Origin of the sequence: Methylocapsa palsarum (assembly GCF_900114285.1) — a bacterium.
GTDB lineage: Bacteria > Pseudomonadota > Alphaproteobacteria > Rhizobiales > Beijerinckiaceae > Methylocapsa > Methylocapsa palsarum.
On sequence record NZ_FOSN01000004.1, the window covers coordinates 117,166 to 142,272 of the forward strand.

Here is a 25,107-nt window from a genome sequence, read left to right on the forward strand (position 1 = left end):
AGACTTCGACCCCATGCTCGTGCAGCTCTCCATCCGCGACATCGTCCTGATCGATAAACTCGATCTCAGCCTTGACCTCGGCCTGACCGTTCTGACCGGCGAGACGGGCGCAGGAAAATCCATATTGCTCGACGCCTTCGCCCTGACGCTTGGCGCGCGCGGCGACGGCTCCCTTGTCCGGCATGGCGCGCCGCACGGCGAAGTCACGGCGGTGTTCGAACTCGCCGCGGACCATCCGGCGCTTGCCGCGGCGAAGGCTCAGGACATCGACGCCGCCGACGGGCTGATCCTGCGCCGGGTGCAATTGCCCGACGGCCGCACCCGCGCGTTCGTGAACGATCAGCGGGTCACGTCGCAGACGTTGCGCGCGATCACCCGCGAGCTCGTGGAAATTCACGGGCAGCACGACGACCGCGCGCTCGTCAACGAGGCGATGCACCGCCAGCTCATCGACGCCTATGGCGCTCTGTCGCCGGACGTGGCGCAGGTCCGCGCCGCTCACGCGCGGTTGCGCGGCCTTCACGTCGAAATTCGCGGCGAGGAAGCGAGGCTCGAGAAGGCGCGGGCCGAGGGCGACTTTCTCCGTCACGCCTTCGCTGAACTGACGAGCCTCGCGCCCGAGGCTGGCGAGGAAGAGGCGCTCGCCGCGCGCCGGACCGGTATGATGCAGGCCGAAAAGGTCGCAGGCGACCTGCGCGACGCATTTGAGGCGGTCGCGGGCGACGGCTCGCCGCTTGCGGATCTCTCCGCCGTTCTGCGCCGCCTGGAGCGCCGCCAGGCCCAGGCGCCCGAGTTGATCGCCCCCGCGACGAAGGCGCTCGACGACGCCCTGACCGCGCTCGACCTCGCCGGACAGGCGCTCGAACAGGCGCTGCGCGACGCGGCGTTCGACCCGCGCGAACTGGAGCTTGTCGAGGAGCGGCTCTTCGCCCTGCGCGGGGCGGCGCGCAAATATTCAGTGCCCGCGGACGCGCTGTCGCAACAGGCCGAGGCTTTCGCCGCCGCTCTCGCGGATCTCGACGCGGGCGAGGCCAAATTGAAACGCCTGCGGCTTGAGGCCGAGGCCGCCGAAGCCGATTATTCAGCCAAGGCGGCGAGTTTGTCGATTGCGCGGAAAGCCGCCGCCGCCGGGCTCGACGCCGCCGTGACCGCCGAACTTGCGCCCCTGAAGCTCGAAGGGGCCAAATTCACCACCCATATCGGGACCGAGGCGGCGGGCCCCGACGGAGTCGATCGGGTCGAATTCTGGGTGCAGACCAATCCGGGGACAAGGCCCGGCCCGTTAATGAAAATCGCGTCGGGCGGCGAACTCGCCCGCTTCATGCTGGCCCTCAAGGTGGCGCTCGCGGATCGCGGGTCGGCGCCGACGCTCGTCTTCGACGAGATCGACACCGGCGCCGGCGGCGCGGTGGCGGACGCGATCGGCCAGCGCCTCGCCCGGCTCGCCGCGCGCGTGCAGGTGCTCTCGGTCACCCATGCGCCGCAGGTCGCGGCCAGGGCGAGCGCGCATTTCCGCATCGTCAAGGTTTCGGCCAAGGATATGAACAAGAGTTCCGCTGGAAAAGAACGGACCGTGGCGACGCGGGTGCACAGCCTCGACGACAGCGCGCGGCGCGAGGAAATCGCGCGCATGCTGGCGGGCGCCACCATCACCGACGAGGCGCGGGCGGCGGCGAAGCGGCTGTTGGAGGGCGAGAGGTGATTGCGCGGGCTGCTGGAGGCCTGCGATTTCGAGGGGCCGACGAGCGAGTTCGCGCGAGGTGCGTTTCAAAACCTCGCTGGAGGCCGCCATCAGCCGTTGACGATCTTTCTTGGAAGATTGATCGGATTAACAATTCTGCTCTTTTCGATTTCCATGATTTCCACCGCCGGACACGCTGGTCGCATTCTTTGAATGGTTTCGTTTCGATCAGCTCTTCTTTCTCTACGCGGGATGATGTTGGCGCTCGGCCTCTACCTTACCTATAAGACCCTCGACCTATAAGACCCTTGTCGCGCGGCGGCTGTGACTTCGCTGCGTCGTGACATGGAAGAGCGCCCTGGCGATCGAGAAGTTCATGCTGACTTTCGCTTTATGAAAAAACCGGCTCCGCTCGAACGGCTCGACGAAACGCAGGCCCGCGCCGAGCACGCGCGCCTCAGCGAAGAGATCGCCGGCCACGACAGGCGCTATTATTCCGAAGATGCGCCGGTCATCTCGGACGCGGCCTATGATGAGCTGCGCCGGCGCCTCGAGGCGCTCGAGGCCGCCTTCCCCCCCCTTGCGACGCCCGGCTCCCTGACTAGAAAAGTCGGCGCCGCCCCTTCGGAAAAATTCGCCAAGGTCCGCCATGCGGTCCCCATGCTGTCGCTGGGAAATATCTTCAGCGACGACGAGGTCGCCGACTTCGTGGCGCGCGTGCGCCGGTTTCTCGGGCTCGGCCCGGACGATCAGCTCCCCGTCACCGCGGAGCCGAAAATCGACGGCCTGTCCTGCTCGCTGCGGTTCGAGCGAGGCCGGTTCGTTCAGGCCGCGACGCGCGGCGACGGCTTCGAGGGCGAGGACGTCACCGCCAATGTGCGGACCATGGACGAAATTCCAGAAATTTTGAAAGGCGCTCCGCCGGACATCCTCGAAGTGCGCGGCGAGGTCTACATGACCCATGCCGATTTCGCCGCCCTGAACGCGGCGCAGGCGGCAGCGGGCAAGACGGCGTTCGCCAATCCGCGCAACGCCGCGGCCGGCTCGCTGCGCCAGCTCGATCCGGCGATCACCGCGCGGCGCCCGCTGCATTTCTTCGCCTACGCCTGGGGCGAAATCAGCGCCCTGCCCGCTGACACCCAAACCGGCATGATCGCGGCGTTCAAACGCTACGGCCTTCCGGTCAATCCGCTCACGGCGCTTTGCCATTCGGCGGACGAAATGCTCGCACATTACCGATCAATCGAATCCATGCGGGCCTCGCTGGGCTACGATATCGACGGAGTCGTGTACAAGGTGGACAGCCTTGCCCTGCAGCACAGGCTCGGCTTCGTCTCGCGCTCGCCGCGCTGGGCGAGCGCGCACAAGTTTCCGGCCGAACAGGCGACGACGGTGCTGCGCGACATCGAGATCCAGGTCGGCCGCACCGGCGCGCTGACCCCTGTCGCGCGGCTCGATCCGGTGACGGTCGGCGGCGTCGTCGTCGCCAATGCGACGCTCCACAACGAAGACGAGATCGCGCGCAAGGATATCCGCATCGGCGATACGGTGAAGATCCAGCGCGCCGGCGACGTCATCCCGCAGGTCTTGGGTCCGGTGCTCGACAAGCGGCCCGCAGGCGCGAAGCCCTATGTCTTTCCGCAGGTCTGCCCGGTTTGCGGCTCGGCGGCGATCCGCGAAATCGACGAAAAAACAGGAACCGCCGACGTCGTGCGCCGCTGCACCGGGGGCCTCGTCTGCCCGGCGCAGGCGATCGAGCGCCTGAAACATTTCTGCTCGCGCAACGCCCTCGACATCGAAGGTCTGGGCGACCGGCAGATCGAGCAATTCTACCGCGAGGGGCTGATCAAAACGCCGGCCGACATCTTCACCCTCGCGGCGCGCGACGCGGCGTCCCCGTCGAGGCTGAAGGATCGCGATGGTTATGGCGAGACCTCCGTCGCCAATCTCTTCGCGGCGATCGAGGCGCGGCGCGCGCCGCCCTTGAACCGCTTCATCTTCGCGCTCGGGATCCGCCACGTCGGAGAGACCAATGCGCGCCGCCTCGCCCGCCATTTCGAAACCTTCGAGGCGTTGCGCGCAGCGGGGAGAACCGCGGGCGAATGGTCGGACGCCCGCGCCGAAATCAACAACATCGAGGGCCTCGGCGAAGTCGTCGCGGAAGCTGTCGCGGATTTTTTCGCCGAGGCGCACAACGAAGAGGTTCTCGACGCTCTCCTTGACCATGTCGCGCCGCAGCCGATGGAAGCCGTCGTATCCTCAAGCCCCTTTTCCGGGAAGACCATTGTCTTCACCGGCTCGCTGGAGCGCATGACCCGGGACGAAGCCAAGGCTCTCGCCGAGCGGCTCGGCGCGAAAGTCGCCGCTTCCGTCTCGAAAAAGACGGACCTCGTCGTCGCCGGGCCGGGCGCCGGATCCAAACTCGCAAAGGCGGCCGAACTCGGCGTCAAGACGATCAGCGAAGAGGAGTGGGTGAAGCAATCGGCGCCGTTTCACTTCACTTAAGCAACGATCCGGCGCGAATGTCATTCGCCTTGATTGTGATTCGCCGCACTGCAGACCTCGCCAAATAAGTCAAACTCAAATGAAGGTGTCGAGAGACCCGGTCGAGCCCAAGACTAGGGAGGACCGACGTAGGTCAAACGCCAAACATCCTATTTTAAATAGATAAAGCTGCACGCATCAGCGCGCAGGAGGGTAACGCCATGGATATCTGGGATTTTCTAAAAGACGAAAGCAACAGAACTGTCATTGATTGGGTTTGCACGGATATCGGCCATCTGATTGAGTGGCTCGCAGCCGGAGTCTGTATTGTGCTTGCGTTTCTGATCAAGGCAATTGCTTACGCCGTTTGGCAGGTTTTAACTTCGATCGTCAAAGGGCTGTATACGGTTCTTACCGATACAACCGCGGGTATTTTCAAAGTGTTTTCGCGTTCGCGGGCGACAGGATCGCTTTAAGAAAGCTGTGGCGAAGCGCCTAAAAATCGCTCGCTTTACCTCCGGCCCAACCTAATTTGCGTCGCGCCGTTGCCGACCTTAAACCACAGACGACCTGAAACGACCCCCGCCCCTACGACAGGCACGATGGCCGACGATCAGGTTCATCAGGCGGGCCTTGGCTTCAGGCTGTATGTCTTCATCCGCCTGAAGTTTGGGCCTCAATCTATTTCTTTTTTGTTTCGGTCAGCCTGACCACGGGCGGCGCGGCTGCCGTCACCTTCGGTTTCTCTTTTTTCGGCTTCTTGGCTTCCCGATTGCTGCGAACCTGGCCTTTGGCCATGACGTCTCTCCTCTGGCGAAACCCTGTCGCTTGAGGCGACGCGTCCGGGCTCTACCGGTGACTGCCGCCAGAACATGCAACAAGGAGAATTGTCGAGCATCTTGAGCTTTGCTTCCGGCGCGTCTGCTCCGAAAACCAGCACGTGGACGCCGGAGGATAAGCGCTTTGCCGGCGCAAGCAAGCGGCAAGCGGCGACGCCGTTCTTTTCGCGCTCGAACGACTTTGCGCTTGCAGGCCGCGCCTCGAGCGGTAAGGATGCGGCTCTGTGAACTGGTATATTAAATGCTTCCAAATCGCTTATCGTTCAGCCTCGGTGAGGGCCGGACGATCTGATTGCATCTCATCACTCTGATTGCATCTAATCACAAAGGAGCACCCGCGGTTGCGAGACGAAATGTGCTTCGATGAAATGACATTGGCGGACGGCGAGGTCCGGCGGGTTTACAGCAAGATCGCCCGCTGGCTCGCCAATACGCCGGCGGACAGGCTTTCGTCTCGCCGCGCCCAGGCCGAACTCTTGTTCCGGCGGATCGGAATCACCTTCGCCGTCTATGGCGAAAATGATTCCCAAGAGAGGCTGATTCCGTTCGACATCATCCCGCGGGTCATGCTGCGATCAGAATGGGCGGCGCTCGAAGCGGGCCTCGTCCAGCGGGTGAAGGCGCTCAACCTGTTTCTCGGCGACGTCTATTCCGGACAGGAAATCCTGAAAACCGGGCGGGTGCCGTCGGATCTGGTTTTGCAAAACCCTCAATTCCGAAAGGAAATGATGGGGCGGCGCGTCCCGCATGACATCTACGTGCATATCGGCGGCATCGATGTGGTGCGCACCGGCGAAAGCGATTTTTACGTTCTGGAAGACAATGTCCGCACGCCGTCGGGCGTCTCCTACATGCTTGAAAACCGCGAAGTGATGATGCGGCTGCTGCCGGATCTGTTCGCCGAGCATCGCGTCGCTCCGGTCGAGAATTATCCCGACCTGCTGCTGGCCTCCCTCCGTTCGGTCGCGCCTCTGTCCACACGCGGCGAGCCGACGATCGCCGTGTTGACGCCGGGACGATTCAATTCAGCCTATTACGAACATTCTTTCCTCGCCGACAAACTCGGCGTCGAGCTCGTCGAGGGCCGCGATCTCCATGTCGACGACGACTGCGTCTATATGCTCACGACGCAGGGTCCAAAGCGGGTCGATGTGATCTACCGCCGCATCGACGACGATTTTATCGACCCCGAAGTGTTCCGCCCGGATTCGATTCTCGGGGTCCCCGGCCTGATGCGAGCCTATCTCGCTGGCAACGTCACGCTGGCCAACGCCGTCGGCGCCGGCGTCGCCGACGACAAGGCGATTTACACCTACATGCCCGAGATCATCGATTTCTACCTCGGCGAAAAAGCGATCCTGAACAACGTTCCGACGTGGCGCTGCCGCGAAGCCGACGCTCTCAAATACGTGCTGGAGCATCTGTCCGAACTCGTCGTCAAGGAGGTCAATGGATCCGGCGGCTATGGCATGCTGGTCGGACCGCACGCCTCCAAAGCGGAAATCGAATTGTTCGCCGCCAAGATTGCCAAGGATCCCGATAATTTCATCGCTCAGCCCACCCTCGCCCTCTCAACCAGCCCGACGTTCTTTCCCTCGGGGGTCGCGCCGCGGCATGTCGACCTCCGCCCCTTCATCCTGACCGGAAAGAACGATATCCGAGTCGTGCCGGGGGGATTGACCCGGGTCGCCCTCAAGGAAAAGTCCCTGGTGGTCAACTCGAGCCAGGGCGGCGGAACGAAAGACACCTGGGTCGTCGACGACAAGATTTTCGAGGACGCCCGTCAGACTCAAGGCTCGATGCAAGATCAAAGCGCGGTCGCATGATCGCCGGCATCGGGCCGGCGCCCGCAAACGCCGCGACGCTTCGCCCTGAACGTCCCCGGAGACCAGACCTTCGGCCTTGAACCAACCCGCGGCCGGGCTTTTCCGGCCAGATCCATTCGCAACAGAGGCGTTCAATGCTTTCCCGCACGGCTGACAGTTTGTTCTGGATCGCGCGTTACGTCGAGCGCGCCGATTTTCTCGCCCGGATCGTCGAAGCGACGCAACGCCTCGCGACGCTTCCCGCGAGTTATTCGGGAATGGGCACGGAATGGGAAAGCGCGCTCGAATCCTCTGGCGCGGCCGAGGGGTTCCGCGCCACGCACAAATCCGTCGACGAAGCGAGCGTTGTCGAATACCTCACCTTCGCGGCCGACAATCCCACCTCGATCAGGAACTGCATCGAATTCGCGCGGACCAATGCGCGAGCCGTGCGCACGGCCCTCACCGTCGAGGTCTGGGAGGCGATCAACGGCGCCTGGATCGAACTCGACCGTTTCGCCTCGCGCAACGCCGGGCGGGCGCGCTATGATCGCGAGGATCTGTCGCAGTTCCTGGAATTCGTGAAGAAAACCTCGCTCGACTACGATGGTTCGGTCTATCGCACCATGCTGCGCAACGACGCCTATTGGTTTTCGCGCCTCGGCCTCTTCATCGAGAGAGCCGATAACACGGCGCGCATCCTCGACGTGAAATATCATGTTCTCCTGCCGGAAGACGAAGCGGTCGGCGGCTCGCTCGACTATTTCCAGTGGACGGCGATCCTGCGCGCGGTGTCGGCGCTGACCGCCTACCATTGGGTCTATCGGGAGAACGTCAAACCCTGGCTGATCGCCGATCTCTTGATCCTCAAGATCGAAATGCCGCGCTCGCTGATCGCCTGCTACGACAACATCGTCTATTTTCTTGACGCGATCGGGCGGGAATACGGCCATGTGGGCGCGTCGCAAAAGCACGCGCACAGCGTGCTCTCGCGGTTGTCCCATTCCACAACCAAAGAAATTTTCTCCACCGGCCTGCACGAATTCATCACCGATTTCGTCGAGAACAACGACCGGCTTGGAAAGAACATCAATCAGCAATATCTGGTCTATTGAGGCCTTGCCGGGATAAACACGGATTGATCGAAATGATCTCGAAATAGCCCGGCCTGCCGAAGCCCGCGCCGCAAAATTGGGGCCTTCGTCGTCCTGGCTTGAAACTCTCGCCCGCAAGGAACTCTCGAAGAAGCCGAGAAATTGGACCCCGCTCCCTGCCCATCATACGATGGACGCATTCGCCAGATGATTGGCCTGCGGAGTGTGGAATGGTCCGAACTGATGCGCCTTTGCTGTTGTTTCTGATCCTGACAGCGTCGGCGGTCCTGCCGTCTAGCGCCATCGGCGCCCCGGACAGGCCCCCGCCCTGCGCAGACATGACCGATTCGGGGAAAAACTGTTCGTGCGATCTTCGCTCGCTGCGCCCGCTGCAAGGCGCGATCGGCCTGTACGAAGTCGCGCACAAGGAGAAAAGGATCAGCGAGGATCCCTCGAAGGCCGAGGACAAGCTGAAGAAAGATCCGATCAAGGTCGTTCGCGGTCCAAACGGCGATCTGTTCATCGTTGACCATCACCATGGCGCATTGGCCTGGCTCGATGCGGGGTTCGCCAGCAGCATCTGCATCATCCAGCATCCGGAATTGTCCACGGATCCGGCGCTTTTCTGGGACCAGCTCGCCGAAAAGAAACTGGATCACCTCGAAGACAAGAACGGCGTTGCGATCCCGCACGAAAAACTGCCGCGGACACTTTTCGAATTGCGGTCAGAAGACGACCCTTACCGCTCGCTTGCGGGTCTGATGCGAAAGGACGACGGGTTTTGCCGGGATTCAAGCACCCCGAATTCGCCGAATTTCGTTGGGCGGATTTCATGAGGGAGAGGCCCGAGCTTCCCGCCAGGGAGGTAGCCGCCTCGCCCAAGGACATGCTTCCAAAGGCTCTCATACTCGCCCGGAGTCCTGCGGCGAAAGACGCCGATCTTCCGGGATATAACGGCTGCGACGGCGCGTCGCATTGTGCGAAATGCCCGGGCTCCGGAGACGAATGAGGCGCGAGGCGCCGACAGGCGAGGCCTTCGCACGCCTCGCCGGCGACGCGTCCCGGCGACAGTGCTTGACCTTATCGATATTATCGCCCGAAATGGCGCGCTGTTCCTCAACGCTTGAGCATAGTCCTTTTGGCTCTGGAGCTATTTCTCGATCGCATGACTTCATGCGGTCGGAAAGCGCTCCAGATCCGATTTCGCCGGGAGAGCCGCGCGGTTTGCCACCCAAGGTCATCGTCTGCGCCATCGCCTGGATCCTCGCCGCTGCGGCCTTTGGCGCCTCAGCGGAGCGCGCCCATGCGGCCGAAGCCTCCAACGGCGAGGCTCCGATTCCGGCGGCGACGCTCGCCCTGATGGCCGCCCGCGAAACGACTCCGGCGGCGCCGGTTCTGATCCGGTCATACAAAAAAGAAGCGGAGATGGAGGTCTGGAAGCTCTCCCGTAACGGCTGGTACGTGCTGTTGAAGACCTTTCCGATCTGCCGCTGGTCGGGACAGCTCGGGCCGAAAATCTCGCAGGGCGACCGGCAGACCCCCGAGGGCTTCTATTCCGTTGGCCCGAAGCAGATGAATCCGAACTCCCACTATTATTTGTCCTTCGACACCGGCTACCCCAACGCCTACGACCGGGCCCACGGCGGTTCGGGCTCGTACCTCATGGTGCACGGGACATGTTCGTCGGCCGGCTGCTATGCGATGACCGACAGGGGAGTCGGCGAAATCTACGCCATCGTCCGGGACGCCTTGCGGGGCGGACAGGCGGCTTTCCAGTTTCAGGCGTTTCCGTTCCGCATGAGCGCGCAGAACATCGCCAGGCGCCGCTCCGACCCGAATATCGAATTCTGGCACCAGCTCAAGGAAGGTTCGGACCGTTTCGAGGCGACCGGGGAAGAAGCGTCCGTCGCGGTCGCCGCGGGCCGTTACGTGTTCGGCCCATCGAAGGATCCCGCGCGGGAAGCCTTGGCGAAGGCGCGTCTTGTCAGGGAGGCCGCGACCGTCCGCGCCCTCATCGCCGAGGGCAGTCCCGCGATCAAGACCACATATTCGGACGGCGGTCAGCATCCGGCCTTCGCCGCTCTCGCGCGCCAGGGCGCAAATCTTGGCGAGATCAGCCGGCCCGAGGCTCTCGCCTACGCGGGGATCGAAGAGGTCGTCACCCCGCCAAAGCCAAAGTGGCGGCCCTGTCTTGGACAAGGCGCTTGCGCGCCCCTCGCCCTCAGGCTTCCGGTTGCGGCGGACGCCAATCCCGCGCTCGCCAACGTCGAACCGGCGGCGCTGGCGCGATCGCCGCTCGGGTACAAGGTCGAATTGCTCGGACCGTCGCGTTCGCTGATCGGCGGGTCGCAGCCGATCCTCTCCGCCAATCTGACTGATTAGAGCATATTCCGACCGGATTGAATCAATCCAATCGACAAGAATATGCTCAAGCTTTTGACTCTGGAGCGATTTCTGATCGATCGCATGACTTCATGCGATCGGAAAGCGCTCTAGACGGGCAGGCCGCGTTTAGGTCAGATCGATCGTCTCTTCGACGACATGATGAAGCGGCGTATTCTCAGCGGTAAGCGTCATGCGCAATTTCAACTCGTTGCTTTCGAGCTTGCCTTCGCGGACGATGCGCTCGATCTCCCTTTGCGACGTGACGCCGACCACTTTAAGAAACTTGCGCACCGCAATATTGAATGCATCCTCATCCATCGAAGCTCTCCCTCTTCGCGGGCCGACTCGCGGCGCGCCCTTCATCGATATGGGTTTTATCCGGCCGGTTTTCAGCACCGACACATGAGAAGGGTCGCCCACCCTTCAAGATCGATTCGCTCCCTCAGGACGACGCCCTGAACGCCATAGGCCGCGACGACGCCGGCGACGTCGGGACCGATCAGACCGGAAAGCACGATATCGGCGCCGGGTTTCGACAATCGCGAAACGGCCGGCGCAAGGCCACGGAGCGGACGCGCCAGAATATTGGCGAACACCAGATCGTAAGGCGCGCCGCCGCGAAGTTCATTGTGATCGGCGCCGCGCGATTGTACCGGGCGCACGAAGCCTGCAACGCCGTTGAGCTTCGCATTCACGGCGGCGGCGGCGACCGAAATCGGATCGATATCGCCAGCGTGAATCCGCCGCCTGAACAGGCGCGCCGCCGCGATCGCGAGGACCCCGGACCCTGTCCCGATATCGAGGATGGCGTTTGGTCGACGACGCCGGGCGACGCGGTCGAGCATGAGAAGGCAGCCGCGCGTCGTGCCATGATGCCCGGTGCCGAAGGCGAGCGCGGCGTCGATTTCGATGGCGATTTCGTTGACCCGCGCGAGCCCCCGCGCATGCGAACCATGAACAACAAAACGCCCGGCCCGCACAGGTTGCAGGCCTTCCAGGGACGAAGCCACCCAATCGCGCTGATGAATCCGCCCGAAGCTCGCCGCGGCCGCAGCGTCAGCGCCCGCGACAGCCGCGATCAGAGCGCGGACATTGGCTTCGTCCGGCGCCGGGCCGAAATAGACCTCGACGACCCAGGGGCCCGTCTTCCAGTCCCTGGAGCTCGGCGCCTCCTCGAAAGCGGCGGCGGCGGTGTCGGCCGGATCGAACGTCTCGACGACGATATCGGCGATATTACGGGCAGTCGCCTCGTCGCACACAAGGCGCATGACATGAGCGGCGTTGTTTGGCGGCAGACCTTCGAGCATGGCGGCGGTTAGCATGAGCGCGCGCAAACGGCAATTCATCGACGCGCGACGCTTGCGAGCCCGCGCCTCAAAGGCATTCCGCCGCGCATAAAATGCGCCTATGTTCACGCTTATGGACGCTTACGTATTTTCCGGTCGGTTTGCCCTCCGTGCGGCGGCGTTGCTGCTCGCCTCTTCCGCTTGCGCGGCCGAACCGGCCTCGCCGCCGAAGCCGGAGGCTCCGCCTCCCTCGATGCAGGCGTTCGGGGCCGCGAACGCCAACTGCCTGGAGTGGACGAATTCCTGTCTCGTCTGCGTGAGGCTCGCCCCTCCCGGGGACGCCGGGACGGCGGAAGGCGCCGAGACCACGGAAGGCGCCAAGACCCGGATAGGCGGCGAAGCGCCGGACCAGGGCGTCGCCTGCTCGACGCCGGGAATCGCCTGCCAGCCGAAAGAGATCAGCTGCGTCGCCATGCGGTGACCTCGTCTTGACTTCAGGGGTGGCGGCCCAATTTTAGGCGTAGGGCGCGTCTTCGGTCAGGCTTACGGATGCGCCGCGGCGGCTTCGCCGGGCTCGATGGGAGGAATGTGCATGCGGAATTTGAAGGCTCTCGCCACAGCGGCGGCGATGGTGACGCTGATAGCGGCAAAACCTGCGTCCGCCGGCGACCCGGAGGCCCCCGTACAGGCCGTCGACGCCATGAACAAGCTTTTTGGCGCGCATCCCGGATTTCGCGCCAATCACGCGAAGGGCGTCGTGGCGGAAGGAAGCTTCAAGGCCTCGCCGGAAGCGGCGGCGTTGAGCAAGGCCGCCATTTTCAGCGGCGCCGAGATCCCTGTCATTGTGCGTTTTTCGGACGCCACCGGCGTGCCGAATATTCCGGACGGGTCGGCCAACGCCAATCCGCATGGCGTTGCGATCAAATACCGCCTTCCGGGCGGCGACGAGACAGACATGGTGATCAACTCGCTGAAGTTCTTCCCCGTCGCCAATGTTGAGGATTTCCGCGATCTGCTGGTCGCCCTCGGCGACAGCCCGCCCGGCGCGCCAAAGCCGACCAAATTCGAGCAATTCGCCGTCGCCCATCCAAGCGTAGCCGCCGCGGGGGCCACCGCGAAGACTCCGGCGAGTTTCGCCGACGAGGAATATTTCGGCATCGACGCCTTTGTTCTGGTCAACAAGGCCGGCGCGAAACAGGCGGTCCGCTATCAGCTCAAGCCTGCAAAGCTTGTCCATCTCGACTCCGCCGAGGCCGCCAAAAAGGCTCCGGATTTTCTGATCGACGAATTGAGCGAGCGGCTCGCCAAAGGTCCGGCGACGTTCCGCCTTCAGGCGCAGCTCGCCAGCCCGCAGGATCAGACAAAGGATCCGTCCAAACCCTGGCCGGACGACCGCAAGATCGTCGATCTGGGCGTGCTGACGCTCGATAAGGTCTCGCCGGACAGCCTCGCCGCGCAGAAGGGGCTTTCGTTCACGCCCGGGCGCATCATCGATGGGATCGAACTTTCCGATGACCCGCTTGTCGAGTCGCGGGACGCCGCCTACGCGGTGTCCGTGTCCCGGCGGAACCCTTAAAGGGTGAGCGGCGGACCTTCTCTGCAGCGCCGCCATTCGGGAGAGCGCGTGAAGCTCGTTATTTTTGACGTCGACGGCACGCTCGTCGACAGTCAGGAGATCATCCTCGAAGCGCAGCGCCGCACCTTCTGCGCCCATCGCCTCGAACCGCCCGGCCGTGAAGCGGCGCTTTCGATCGTCGGACTCTCGCTGATCGAGGCGTTTACGGTTTTGACCGATGCGAAAGGTCCCGTGGAAAGCCTGGCGCAAACCTATCGCGAAGCCTGGGGCGACGTGCGCAGCGAGCCGCAGTTTCAGGATCCGCTTTATCCGGGCGCCCGAGAGACCTTGGCGGCGCTCGCCGGGCGCGCCGATATCGTTCTCGGCATCGCCACCGGCAAGTCCCGGCGCGGCGTCGCGCTTCTGCTCGAGCGTTATGGCTGGAAAGACTGGTTCGCGACGATCCAGACCGCTGACGATCATCCCTCCAAACCGGCGCCAGACATGATCCTGGCGGCGATGGCGGAGACCGCAGCCGATCCGGATCAGACCTACATGATCGGAGACACAAGTTTCGACATGGCGATGGCGGCGGCGGCAGGCGCTCACCCGATCGGCGTTTCCTGGGGATATCATGCCGCCAGCGACCTCAAGGCCGCGGGCGCGGAGCGCATCGTTGGGGATTTCGAAGAATTATTGCATATGTTGACCTCTTGATGGTCCGGGCGGAGCCAGATCTTCCGGCTTTGCGCCCTGCGAAAGGCGCCTCATGAGCCCGAAAGTTTCAGGCGAAAAGATCCCGGACGGCGCGGCCCCAAGCGGCGCGGCCCCGAGCGAAAAACCCGTAAGCGAAAAACCCGTAAGCGAGGTGGGCGAGGCGTCCCGCCTTCCCCCGATCGATCCGGTCGCGATGGCCAGGCGCGATCTTAACGGCGGTCTGCCGAAACGATTCTACAAGGAGGCCGCGGCTCAGGAACAGGACGGCGCCTACGCCGTGCTCCTCGACGGCAAGGGCGCGAGAACGCCGGCCCGCAACAAACTGGCCTTGCCGACACTCGCGGCGGCGAAGGCCGTCGCGGAGGAATGGTCCGCGCAGGAAGAGTTCATCAATCCGCGAAACATGCCGCTGACGCGGCTGGTCAATTCGGCGATCGACGGGGTCGCCGCGGAGATCGAGCCAACCGTTGCGGAGATCGCCCGATACGCCGGGTCCGATCTCGTCTGCTACCGGGCCGGGGAGCCAGAAGCGCTCGTCAGGGCGCAGTCCGCGGCCTTCGATCCGGCGCTCGCCTTCGCGCGCAAGACGCTCGGCGCCTTGTTCATCTGCACGGAGGGCGTCGTCCATGTCGAACAGCCCGAGGCCGCCCGCCGCGCTGTCCTCGATGCGGTCAAGGCGATCGGCGCCGATCCGGCGTCGGGACCGTTCGCGCTTGCGGCGCTGCATGTGATGACGACGCTCACGGGTTCGGCGTTGCTGGCGCTCGCTGTGGCCCATGGCGAATTGAGCGCGCGCGAAGCCTGGGTGGCCGCGCATGTCGATGAGGATTATCAGATGAAACTGTGGGGCGCCGACGACGAAGCGCTGGGGCGGCGGGCGCGGCGGTGGAGCGAAATGCAGGCGGCGGCGCAATTGCTGGAATGCGTCCGGGAGCCCGATTAAACCTCCATCAAACGCCCTCGAACGTTCCCGGACATTGGCTCCCCATGAAACACATTCTGGAACAGCTCGCCGCCCGCCGCGCCGCAGCCATCGCCGGCGGCGGAGAACAGCGGACAGCCGCGCAACATGCGCGCGGCAAGCTCACGGCGCGCGAGCGCATGGAGTTGCTCCTCGATCATGGTTCGTTCGAGGAATTCGACATGTTCGTCCAGCATCGGGCGACGGATTTCGGCATGGACAAGCATCATGCGCCGGGCGATGGCGTCGTCACCGGCTGGGGCACCGTCAACGGCCGGACCGTCTTCGCCTTCGCCAAGGATTTCACGGTCTTCGGCGGCTCGCTCTCCGAAACCCATGCGCAAAAGATCAACAAGGTCCAGGATATGGCGCTGCGCAACCGCGCGCCGATCATTGGCCTTTTTGACTCAGGCGGCGCGCGGATCCAGGAAGGCGTAGCGGCGCTCGGCGGCTTTGCCGAAGTGTTCCAGCGCAACGCCCTGGCCTCCGGCGTCATTCCGCAGATTTCGGTCATCATGGGACCTTGCGCGGGCGGCGACGTCTACTCGCCGGCGATGACCGATTTCATTTTCATGGTGCAGGGCACAAGCTACATGTTCGTCACCGGGCCCGAGGTGGTGAAGACCGTCACCAACGAGACCGTCACCGCGGAAGAACTCGGCGGCGCGCCGGTGCACACGACGCGGAGCGGCGTCGCCGACGGCGCCTACAACAATGATGTCGAGGCGCTCCTGCAGATCCGGCGGCTGATCGACTTCCTGCCCTCGTCCAACACCGCCGCAATTCCGGAATGGCCGAGTTTCGACGACGGCGGACGCTGCGAACCTTCGCTCGACACGCTCGTTCCCGAAAACCCGAGCCGGCCCTATGACGTCAAGGAACTCATCGTCAAGATTGTGGACGAAGGCGATTTCTTCGAAATTCAGGACGCTTTTGCGCGCAATGTCGTAACCGGATTCGGCCGGATCGAGGGCCGCACCGTGGGCCTCGTCGCCAACCAGCCGCTGGTCCTCGCCGGGGTGCTCGACTCCGACGCGTCGCGCAAAGCGGCGCGGTTCGTGCGGTTCTGCGACTGTTTCAGCATACCGATCGTCACCTTCGTCGACGTTCCGGGGTTCCTGCCTGGAACCGCGCAGGAAAGCAACGGACTGATCAAGCACGGCGCCAAATTGCTCTTCGCCTACGCCGAGACGACAGCGCCGAAGGTCACGATCATCACCCGCAAGGCCTATGGCGGCGCCTATGACGTAATGGCCTCGAAACATCTGCGCGGCGACGTCAATTTCGCCTGGCCGAGCGCGCAGATCGCGGTCATGGGCGCGCGCGGCGCCGTCGAAATCATTTTCCGCCAGGACATGAACGATCCGGCCAAGATCGCGGCGCGCACGCGCGAATACGAAGAGCGGTTCTTATCGCCGTTCGCCGCGGCGGAACGCGGCTATGTCGACGAAATCATCATGCCGCGCGAAACCCGCAAGCGCATTGCCAGCGCACTGGCGATGTTGCGCAACAAGGATCTGCAAAATCCGTGGCGGAAGCACGATAACATTCCGTTGTGATTGTCTTCAGAACCGCTGGGACAGGCCGGCGAGGAAGGTTCGCCGGAGGCCATATTGCGACGCTCCGACGCCGACGCCTGTCCCGTCGCGAATTTCATAAATTGCGTCGCCAAGATTCAACACGTCAAAGCGTAATTCGGCCGCCTGCTCGAGACCCAGATCGAGCTTCTGCACGACGCTGGCGTTGAATGTCGCATAGGCGGGCAAAGAAGCTCCATTCGGAACGTTGTCCGTACTGGCCCGCAAGCCGCTCTGCGCGACAGCGTCAATCGAAACCTTCGTCCGATATTTCGTTCCCATGTTGAACGTGTAGGCGGCCCCACCTGATCCGGTCCAGGTCTGATCGTGATCGAGATGAATATAATGTTGCGCGATATAGGCGAGTTCGTCCGGCGCGAAATTGAATTGCGCCGAAACAATATTCGTCCCCAGCGCGCGGGAATAGGCCGCGTTGGCGTAAACGGAGAGGGGACCATCGTCATATGCGATCGAAAAGGTCGCGCCGCCGACATTGGCGTTGGCGTAATTGAAGGCGGTCAAAATGATCGGAGCTCCGAACTGGCCCTCGTCAAGCAGGTTGACCGCCTGCTTGTAATATCCGTCGAGATTGACTGTCAGATGCGGCATGACGACCTGGCTGAAGCCAACGTCAAAGTAATTCGACCGCTCCGCTTTCACGATCGAATCCTGCGTCACGGAGGGCGCCGCCGTCGTGTTGACGAACAGCGCGACTGACGTCGGCGAGACGAGTTCGAACGGAGGGGGGACGAAATAGCGCGAGTAGCCGGCGTGGAACACCGTTCCCTCGAGCGGTTTCCATACAATGTTGACGCGTGGGCTGATCTGGCCCTCGTTCGTGTATTGATTAACGGCGTCGGCCCGCAAACCATAGTTGAGCGTCAACGTCGGCGCGATGCGCCATTCATCTTGCAGGTAGAGGCCGCCAAGCCAGCCGAATTTGCTTCCATTGTCGACAATTCCGAAAGGTACGGCTGACGTCTGCGCGCCGGCGTCGTCCACCGGCAAGACAAACGAGGTCGTGTTATAGGCTGTGCGTTCCAATTGACCGAGCAAGCCAAAGCGCAGGGTGTGGCTGTCGTTGATGCGCCAGCTGGCGTCGATCTGCGCGCCCTCGGCAAGATTCGACCGCCGTGCGTAAGGCGTCACGCCATTGAACAGCAAATCACCGAGGGAGTCGGGCGCAAATCCCAAAGCGCTGTTGCGGACAAACGCCGAGGCTTGCAGGTTGATGTCGCCCCAATTGTTGAGGTCGATGCGCTTTTGTAGCGAGAGGATGCCAAATTGCGTCGACTCGGACTGGTTTTCATTGAGGGCGGAGCTGTTGAACGTCGACAAGCCGTTGACGTTCAGACCAAGTTGCGGAACCTGCCCCGGGTTGTTCGGAATTTGAAAACGGCCGTCGAAGGCGCCGCCGATCATGCTGACCCGCGTGTCCGGATCGAGGACGCCGGAGAGATAAGCAAAACCGTGGAGTTGCCGCGTCGCGTCGTGGAGCGCATTGAAAGTGCTGGCCGGATTCTCGATCCCGCGATTATTCTGAAGGTAATCCCCGGAGACATACCAATCCACCGCTCCATTGCGCCCGCCGTATTCGACGCTCGGTTGAAGCCATCCGAAGCCGCCGCCGTAGATTGAATAAGCGAGTCCTGGATTGGTGATCCCGGTCTTGGTTTGAATGTCCAGAACGCCGGCGGTCTGAAAGCCGTATTGCGCTGGAAGGGCGCCCGTGAGCAGCGACATACTGTTGGCGAAGCGGGTCTGCAACGCCTGGCCGAAAACCGAGAGTCCTTCCGGCAATTGGACGCCATTGATCCGGAACTGCACATTGGCGTGATCGCCGCGGATATGCACCTGCCCGAAACTATCCTGGGCGACGCCGGGCGCCTGAAGCAGAATCTGATTCAGCGGCGCGTTCTCTCCTTGAGGAATCGTCCGCAGCGCCTCTGGACTGAAAGTGTAAACGCTGGCGCCAAGGCTTGGCTGGATCGAGAGCCGCGCTTCATCAAGCCGCGCGGCCGTGGCCACCACGGCGTCGAGCTCAAAGACGGTCGCGTCAGCGCCCGCAGACTGTCCGGCGGCAGGCGTCTGCCCCGCCGCGCCAGCGGGCGTGAGCGTCAGGACGACGGCGAAAGAGGCGGCCAAAGAGGCGTATTTGACAACATTATGAATTCTGTCTGGCACGACGACATCCAAGGCGCGAGGAAACCCGATATTGGTATGTTATAATGTAACATCAGATGAGTCCAGCCCGGTTCCCGCCCATGCAAAAAGCCGCTTTTTAACGAGGGCCGCCGAAAACATTCCGGTTGATGACGTACTGGACGCTGGTTTCCCGCTTCCCAAGAGCATATTCCGATTGGATTGAATCGATCCAAGGATATGCTCAAGCTTTTGGCTCTCGAGCGATTTCTGATCGACCGCATGATTCCATTCGGTCGCAAAGCGCTCGAAGACCGGCGCGGCGAGCATGACAAGCGGCGGCGCAAAAGGCGTTTCACCTTAAAATCCCAGGGCCTTTGATGTTCCAGAAAATATTGATTGCGAACCGGGGAGAGATCGCCTGCCGCGTGATCTCGACCGCGCGCCGCATGGGACTCGCCACGGTCGCGGTCTATTCGGAGGCGGACACAAGCGCTCTCCATGTCACGATGGCGCACGAGGCGATCGCCATCGGCCCGGCGCCCGCCGCTCAATCCTATCTCGACATCGGCCAAATCATCGCCGCCTGCAAAGCGTGCGGGGCGGAGGCCGTGCATCCCGGCTACGGCTTCCTCTCCGAGCGTGCCGATTTCGCCCGCGCGCTGGAAGCCACGGGGATCGTCTTGATCGGGCCAAACCCGACGGCCATCGAGGCGATGGGCGACAAGATCCAGTCGAAAAAATTCGCGCAGGCCGCCGGGGTCTCGACCGTTCCAGGCTCTCCAGGCGTCGTCGAGGATCTCGATGACGCGATCAAAATCGCCGCCCTGATCGGCTATCCTGTGATGATCAAGGCCTCGGCGGGCGGCGGCGGCAAGGGCATGCGCGTCGCGGCGGCGGAAAGTGAACTCGCCGAGGGGCTGGCGCGGGCGCGATCGGAAGGGAAATCCTCGTTCGGCGACGACCGCGTCTTTATCGAGAAGTTCATCACCGACCCGCGACACATTGAAATTCAGGTGCTCGGAGACAAATACGGCGCCATCATTCATCTCGGCGAACGGGAATGCTCCATCCAGCGCCGCAATCAGAAGGTGATCGAGGAGGCGCCCTCCCCGTTCATCGACGAGGCGACGCGGCGCGAGATGGGGGCGCAGGCGGTCGCGCTCGCCAAGGCCGTCCAATACGATTCGGCCGGAACGGTCGAGTTCGTCGTCGGGCAGGACAGATCGTTCTATTTCCTCGAAATGAACACGCGCCTCCAGGTCGAACATCCGGTGACCGAACTCGTCACCGGGATCGATCTTGTCGAGCAGATGATCAGGATCGCCGCCGGAGAAAAGTTGCGGATCCGCCAGGAGGATGTGCATCTGCGCGGCGCGGCGATCGAGTCCCGGATCTACGCCGAAGACCCGACGCGCAATTTTCTGCCCTCCACGGGAAGGCTGACAACCTACCGGCCGCCGGCCGCCGGCAGGATTGACGGCGCCGACGTCCGCATCGACGCCGGGGTGGTCGAGGGAGACGAAATTTCGATCCACTACGATCCGATGATCGCAAAGCTCGTGACTCATTCCGGCGACCGTCCAGCCGCGATCGAGGCGCAGTCCCGCGCCCTCAATCAGTTCGTGATCGAGGGCGTGCGGCACAACATTTTTTTCCTCGCCGACGTCATGGAGCGCCCGCGCTGGAAGACGGCGCGGCTCTCGACCGCCTTCATCGAGCAGGAATATCCGCGGGGATTCGCCGGGCGCGACCTCGCCCCCGAAACAGCCCGCCGGCTCGCGGCGGTCGCCGCCTCGATCGACCACACGATGAACGAGCGCAAACGCCTGATCTCGGGCCAGATCCGCGCCGGCAGCCGCTTCCGCTTCGAGCGCGAACGCTGCGTCCTCCTCGATGGCGCGCCCTTTGGCGTGAGACTCGAAGAGGGAGACGGCGGCCTTCTCGTTTGCTTCAAGGAGAGCGCCCACGCGCTTTTGTGCGCGTCGAACTGGGTCCCCGGACAGAAGGTCTGGAGCGGAGACATCGACGGCGACAAGATTTCTGTCCAGGTGAGGACCATTCCGAATGGGCATATCCTCGCCCACGGGGGCGCCGTCGTCGAAGCGCACGTCTACACAAGACGCGAGGCGGAACTGTTCGCCCTCATGCCGCGGAAAAGGACTGCGGACGTTGCGAAGGCGCTTCTTTGTCCGATGCCGGGCGTGCTGAAGGCCGTCTATGTCGCGCCCGGCCAGCCGGTCAAAGCGGGCGAAGCGCTCTGCGTGGTCGAAGCGATGAAAATGGAGAACGTTCTGCGCGCCGATGAGGACGCATCCGTCAAGACCATTGTCGCGACGGAAGGCGACACGCTCGCTTGCGATGCGCCGATCATGACGTTCGAATAGCGCGAACGCAGAACCGCCGCCCGGTTTCGCCGCGGGACCTCTTGGGCTCAGCCAGAGTTCGAGATTTGCCCGCTTGCGGCCTTGGCCTCGCGGCGGCGCTGGGTGAGAATGGCTTCGGTATAGCCATTGGGCTGTTCCCGCCCCTTGAAGATCAGGTCCGCCGCCGCCCTGAACGCAGGCCCGTCGAAACCAGGCGCCATGGGCCGATACAGCGGGTCATCGGCGTTCTGACGATCGACCACCAGCGCCATCTGCTTGAGTCTTTCCATGACTTCGTCCGGCGTCACCACGCCGTGATGCAGCCAGTTGGCGATGTGCTGGCTGGAAATGCGCAAGGTGGCGCGGTCCTCCATCAGACCGACGTCGTGAATATCCGGCACCTTGGAACAGCCGACGCCCTGATCGACCCAGCGTACGACATAACCAAGGATGCCCTGACAATTGTTGTCGAGCTCCTGTTTCACGTCTTCCGCCGCCCAGTTCGCGCGGCTGACCGGGATGGTGAGGATATCCTGCAGGCGGGCCGGCGGGCGTTTGCGCAGCTCGGCCTGACGGCTCGGGACGTCGACCCTGTGGTAATGAATCGCGTGGAGGGTGGCCGCGGTCGGCGACGGCACCCAGGCGGTGTTGGCGCCCGCCAGGGGATGAACGATTTTCGTCTTCAGCATGTCGGCCATACGGTCGGGCGCGGCCCACATTCCCTTCCCGATCTGCGCCCGCCCGGGTAGCCCGCAGGCAAGGCCGGCGTCGACGTTCGAGTTCTCGTAGGCGCCAAGCCAGACCGAGCCTTTCATATCGTCCTTGCGGATCATCGGGCCGGCTTCCATCGACGTGTGAATCTCGTCGCCGGTGCGGTCGAGAAAACCGGTGTTGATGAACACGACGCGGTCGGCCGCCACCTGCAGGCAGGCCTTGAGGTTGACGGTGGTGCGCCGCTCCTCGTCCATGATTCCCATCTTGAGCGTATGCCGGCGCAGGCCCAGCATGTCCTCGACGCGGCCGAAAAGATCGTCCGCGAGCGCGACCTCGCCGGGCCCATGCATCTTCGGCTTGACGATATAGACAGAGCCGCTTCTGCTGTTGCCAGGCCGCCCTGCGGCCTTGAGATCGTGGATTGCGATCAAACTCGTGACTGCGGCGTCGAGAATGGTCTCGGGAATGGGCTGCTCCGCCGCGTCGAGCACAGCGTCGGTGATCATGTGATGACCGACATTGCGGACCAGCAGCAGACTGCGCCCGTGCAGAATCATCGGAGCGCCGTCCCGCCCGATATAGGTCCGATCGGGTGAGAGCCGCCGCTCGACAAGCAGCCCCTTCTTCTCAAGGGAGGCGGTAAGCGAGCCTTTCATCAGGCCGAGCCAATTGCGGTAGACGGTCACCTTGTCGTCGGCGTCGACGGCCGCGACAGAATCCTCGAGATCGCAGATCGTGCTGAGCGCGGACTCGAGAATGACGTCCGCGACCCCGGCCTTGTTCTCGGCGCCGACGAGACTGCTGTGATCAATTTCGATTTCGACGTGCAGCCCGTGGTGGCGCAAGAGCACGATATAAGAATCAGGCGAGACCCTGCGCCAGCCAGCGAAACGGCCGGGGTGCCGCAAACGCGTCTCCAATCCGTTGTCGAGCTTAGCCACGAGTTCGTCGCCCGCGACCTTGTATTCAATGACTGATTTGTGCGAGCCGCCGGCGAGCGGCGCGATTTCGTCGAGAAACGCCCGCACCCAGGCGACGACCTTGTCGCCGCGCACCTTGTTGTAGCCTTTGCCGCGTTCCGCGCCGTCGGTCTCCGGGATCACGTCCGTCCCGTAGAGAGCGTCGTAAAGACTGCCCCAGCGGGCGTTGGCGGCGTTCAGCGCATAGCGCGCATTGGAGATCGGGACGACAAGCTGCGGTCCCGCCACCCGCGCGATTTCCGCGACATTGTCGGTGCGGATGGAAAAATTGGCCGGCTCTCGCGTGAGGTAGCCGATTTCGCGCAGGAAACTTTCGTATTCCGCCAGATCCGTGGGCTGACCGAGGCGGGCGCGGTGATAAGCGTCGATCTTCTCCTGAAGCTCATCGCGGACCTTCAGCTGCTCGCGGATGCGCGGCGCGAAATCCTTGATGAGCCCGGCAAGTCCGGTCCAAAACCGTTCGGCGCTAATCCCCGAGCCCGGCAGAACCTCATCGGCGATGAAGGCGCGCAGAACGCCCGCGACTTTGATGTCTCCGATCCGCTCGTAATCCATCGTTTTCTCACCGGTTCGAGATTGAACACTCCTCCAGTGACGCGTTTCCTCATTGGTCTTTTTTTATTTGACTCCCTCGGCCGGCGGATATCGCGGCTTCCGAAGCACAAAGACTATAAGCCGAGCGCCGGGCAAAGCAACGCATCCGCTCAAGCCGGCACCTCCCCTGTTGGGCGGCGCCCCTTCAAAACCGAATCCCGCTCCAGCGCCAGTCATACAATTCAAAAGCCGCGCAGCAAGTTCCTGCCCGAAAACGGGCTATTCCCGCGTGAGCAAAGCGATGAAAAATCCGTCAGTTCCGCTTGTCAGCGGGGTCAGGCGCAGGCCGTAGCCGAAAGGAGAAGCAAAACCATCGAGTTCCGGCAGACCCGCCTTTTCCGCCATCAGGCGCGGCGGCTCGCTCCTGTAATCTGGATGTGCCGCCAGAAAGCGCTTCAGCCGGTCTTCGTTCTCCTCCCGCAAGACGGAGCAGGTGACGTACAAAAGCCGCCCCTGCGATTTGACGAAACGGGCCGCCTCGTCGAGCGCCTGGTCCTGTTCGGCGATCCGCTGCTCCAGCGCGCCGGGCCGGATGCGCCATTTGGCGTCAGGATTGCGCCGCCAGGTGCCTGTCCCGGTGCAGGGCGCGTCGACCATCACGAGGTCGCATTTTCCCTCGAGATCGGCGAGGACGTCCTGATCCCGGCGCGGGGCGCGGACCTGGACGTTGCGCGCGCCCGCCCGCTCCAGCCGTTTGTAGATCGGCGCGAGCCGGCGCGCGTCGGCGTCGGTCGCGTAAATCTGTCCCTTGTTCCCCATCATCGCGGCGATCGCTAGGGTTTTGCCGCCGGCGCCGGCGCAAAGGTCAAGCGCTTGCTCTCCCGCCTGCGCGTGACTGCACAGCGCGGCGAGCTGCGATCCTTCGTCCTGAATTTCCACCCGGCCCTTGAGATAGTCCGGTTCGGCGGAGAGCGCCGGACCGCGCCCGTCAGGAGTCAGGGGCAAGCGCAGGCCATCGGGGGCGAGCGGCGCCCGTCCGGCATGAAGATGAGCGAGGCTCGTCAGCGCTTTTTCGCGGGTCGTCTTCAAGGTGTTGACGCGCAGGTCGAGCGGCGCGCGCAACGCCAGCGCGGCGGTCTCGGCGACAACGGTCGCGCCGAACACGGCGGCGAAGGCCGATTCGAGCCATTGCGGAAAATCGCCGGCGACCGAAGGCGGCGCATCGGTCAGATCAGGCGCGGCGAGATGCGTGGTTTCCGCCTCGCTTAACGGCGCGGGCGCATGGCCCTCGCCGGAACACAGCGCCGCGATTTCCGTGACGCTCAGGCCGCGCGCCTGATGGAGGGCGCCGAGCATGATCGCCCGCGCGGAATCCTCGCCCATGATGAAGGCGGACGACGAACGTCGCCGGAGCGCGTCGAAAACGAGCGAGCCGATCGCGGCCCGATCCTTCGAGCCGGCGAACCGGTGGGAAAGGCCCCATTCCTTCAGGACGTCGGCGGCGGGGCGCTTGCGCGCCTCGATGTCGGCCAGAACCTCGATAGCCGCGGCGACGCGCGCGCCGGGCGTCACAGCAGGATGCGGTAGGCGAAGAGAGCCCACATCAAGAGGAGATCGACAAGGCCGACAATGAAGAGCAGGCCACGCAGCGGCACGTAATTGGAGGTGACGAAGACGGTGGCGTGCGCGATGCGGGTGAGGACGAACGCCCACGCCATGACGACAAAGGCGAGATCGGCGGCTTTGGTAATGATCGCGAGCACCGCGAGGAGATAAAACAGGACCGGGGCCTCGAACTGGTTTTCGAGGCAATCGCCAAATCTTTGCACGGGCTCCGGCCATTTGCTTTGGCGCAGGGCGATCTCCTGCCAGCGCACGTCGCCTTTCCGCATCAATGCGGAGCGCTCCTTCGCCATCAGGATGAAGATAACGAACGTCAACAGAACCTGCACGAAAACCGGCAGCAGAACGGATTGTATACTCATCT

Annotated in this window: 19 protein-coding genes; 13 read left to right on the forward strand and 6 right to left on the reverse strand. The window is 63.2% G+C overall.

Annotated elements, in window-relative coordinates; all coding sequences use genetic code 11:
• The first annotated feature begins 13 nt into the window (after positions 1 to 13).
• From recN to BM177_RS06335, 7 genes are all read left to right on the forward strand, one after another.
• Positions 14 to 1,702 carry a DNA repair protein RecN gene (recN, locus tag BM177_RS06295; protein ID WP_091680003.1) on the forward strand — a complete coding sequence of 563 codons (1,689 nt, stop codon included), beginning with the start codon at positions 14 to 16 and terminating at the stop codon, positions 1,700 to 1,702.
• A gap of 372 nt (positions 1,703 to 2,074) precedes the next feature.
• Entirely contained in the window at positions 2,075 to 4,186 is a 2,112-nt protein-coding gene (gene ligA, locus BM177_RS06305) for an NAD-dependent DNA ligase LigA (protein WP_091680010.1), read from the forward strand.
• Positions 4,187 to 4,386: 200 nt separating this feature from the next.
• A complete protein-coding gene (locus BM177_RS06310; RefSeq protein ID WP_091680015.1) occupies positions 4,387 to 4,641 on the forward strand; it encodes a hypothetical protein in 255 nt (84 codons plus the stop codon).
• A 731-nt stretch (positions 4,642 to 5,372) separates the two neighbouring features.
• Positions 5,373 to 6,830 (forward strand): circularly permuted type 2 ATP-grasp protein, encoded by a 1,458-nt coding sequence (locus BM177_RS06320; protein ID WP_091680293.1) that lies wholly within the window; start codon positions 5,373 to 5,375, stop codon positions 6,828 to 6,830.
• Positions 6,831 to 6,964: 134 nt separating this feature from the next.
• Positions 6,965 to 7,924 (forward strand): alpha-E domain-containing protein, encoded by a 960-nt coding sequence (locus tag BM177_RS06325; RefSeq protein ID WP_091680022.1) that lies wholly within the window; start codon positions 6,965 to 6,967, stop codon positions 7,922 to 7,924.
• Between the two features lie 209 nt (positions 7,925 to 8,133).
• A complete protein-coding gene (locus BM177_RS06330; protein WP_091680027.1) occupies positions 8,134 to 8,739 on the forward strand; it encodes a ParB/Srx family N-terminal domain-containing protein in 606 nt (201 codons plus the stop codon).
• A 337-nt stretch (positions 8,740 to 9,076) separates the two neighbouring features.
• Positions 9,077 to 10,285 carry a L,D-transpeptidase family protein gene (locus tag BM177_RS06335; protein WP_091680031.1) on the forward strand — a complete coding sequence of 403 codons (1,209 nt, stop codon included), beginning with the start codon at positions 9,077 to 9,079 and terminating at the stop codon, positions 10,283 to 10,285.
• A 129-nt stretch (positions 10,286 to 10,414) separates the two neighbouring features.
• On the opposite strand, the gene BM177_RS06340 is transcribed toward BM177_RS06335, so the two are convergent.
• Both BM177_RS06340 and BM177_RS06345 read right to left on the reverse strand, forming a co-directional pair.
• Positions 10,415 to 10,606 carry a DUF6494 family protein gene (locus BM177_RS06340; RefSeq protein ID WP_091680036.1) on the reverse strand — a complete coding sequence of 64 codons (192 nt, stop codon included), beginning with the start codon at positions 10,604 to 10,606 and terminating at the stop codon, positions 10,415 to 10,417.
• A gap of 71 nt (positions 10,607 to 10,677) precedes the next feature.
• A complete protein-coding gene (locus BM177_RS06345; RefSeq protein ID WP_091680295.1) occupies positions 10,678 to 11,595 on the reverse strand; it encodes a 50S ribosomal protein L11 methyltransferase in 918 nt (305 codons plus the stop codon).
• 100 nt (positions 11,596 to 11,695) lie between these two features.
• Here BM177_RS06345 and BM177_RS06350 point away from each other — a divergent pair, with 100 nt between their 5' ends.
• From BM177_RS06350 to BM177_RS06370, 5 genes are all read left to right on the forward strand, one after another.
• Entirely contained in the window at positions 11,696 to 12,055 is a 360-nt protein-coding gene (locus tag BM177_RS06350) for a hypothetical protein (protein ID WP_091680041.1), read from the forward strand.
• Between the two features lie 105 nt (positions 12,056 to 12,160).
• Positions 12,161 to 13,150 carry a catalase family peroxidase gene (locus tag BM177_RS06355; RefSeq protein ID WP_425284373.1) on the forward strand — a complete coding sequence of 330 codons (990 nt, stop codon included), beginning with the start codon at positions 12,161 to 12,163 and terminating at the stop codon, positions 13,148 to 13,150.
• Positions 13,151 to 13,198: 48 nt separating this feature from the next.
• Positions 13,199 to 13,846 (forward strand): HAD-IA family hydrolase, encoded by a 648-nt coding sequence (locus BM177_RS06360; protein ID WP_091680050.1) that lies wholly within the window; start codon positions 13,199 to 13,201, stop codon positions 13,844 to 13,846.
• Positions 13,847 to 13,898: 52 nt separating this feature from the next.
• The gene (locus BM177_RS06365) at positions 13,899 to 14,789 is read left to right on the forward strand and encodes an ATP12 family chaperone protein (RefSeq protein WP_091680055.1); all 891 of its coding nucleotides are present in this window, start codon (positions 13,899 to 13,901) and stop codon (positions 14,787 to 14,789) included.
• 44 nt (positions 14,790 to 14,833) lie between these two features.
• Complete coding sequence (locus BM177_RS06370) at positions 14,834 to 16,366, forward strand: acyl-CoA carboxylase subunit beta (protein WP_091680059.1); 1,533 nt, start codon at positions 14,834 to 14,836, stop codon at positions 16,364 to 16,366.
• A gap of 6 nt (positions 16,367 to 16,372) precedes the next feature.
• Here BM177_RS06370 and BM177_RS06375 read toward each other — a convergent pair whose 3' ends face one another.
• On the reverse strand, positions 16,373 to 18,568 hold the full coding sequence (locus BM177_RS06375; RefSeq protein ID WP_210185888.1) for a TonB-dependent receptor: 2,196 nt from the start codon (positions 18,566 to 18,568) through the stop codon (positions 16,373 to 16,375).
• 338 nt (positions 18,569 to 18,906) lie between these two features.
• On the opposite strand from BM177_RS06375, the gene BM177_RS06380 reads away from it, so the two are divergent.
• Positions 18,907 to 20,913: an acetyl-CoA carboxylase biotin carboxylase subunit gene (locus BM177_RS06380; protein ID WP_091680063.1), complete on the forward strand. Its 2,007-nt coding sequence runs from the start codon at positions 18,907 to 18,909 to the stop codon at positions 20,911 to 20,913.
• A 47-nt stretch (positions 20,914 to 20,960) separates the two neighbouring features.
• Here the strand turns inward: BM177_RS06380 and BM177_RS06385 are convergent, their stop codons facing one another.
• The 3 genes from BM177_RS06385 to BM177_RS06395 form a co-directional block, all read right to left on the reverse strand.
• Positions 20,961 to 23,141 (reverse strand): malate synthase G, encoded by a 2,181-nt coding sequence (locus BM177_RS06385; protein ID WP_091680066.1) that lies wholly within the window; start codon positions 23,139 to 23,141, stop codon positions 20,961 to 20,963.
• A 258-nt stretch (positions 23,142 to 23,399) separates the two neighbouring features.
• On the reverse strand, positions 23,400 to 24,692 hold the full coding sequence (locus BM177_RS06390; RefSeq protein ID WP_091680069.1) for an RsmB/NOP family class I SAM-dependent RNA methyltransferase: 1,293 nt from the start codon (positions 24,690 to 24,692) through the stop codon (positions 23,400 to 23,402).
• Entirely contained in the window at positions 24,689 to 25,105 is a 417-nt protein-coding gene (locus BM177_RS06395) for an MAPEG family protein (protein WP_175492517.1), read from the reverse strand. The genes BM177_RS06390 and BM177_RS06395 overlap by 4 nt, the downstream gene beginning before the upstream one ends.
• Positions 25,106 to 25,107: the final 2 nt, after the last annotated feature.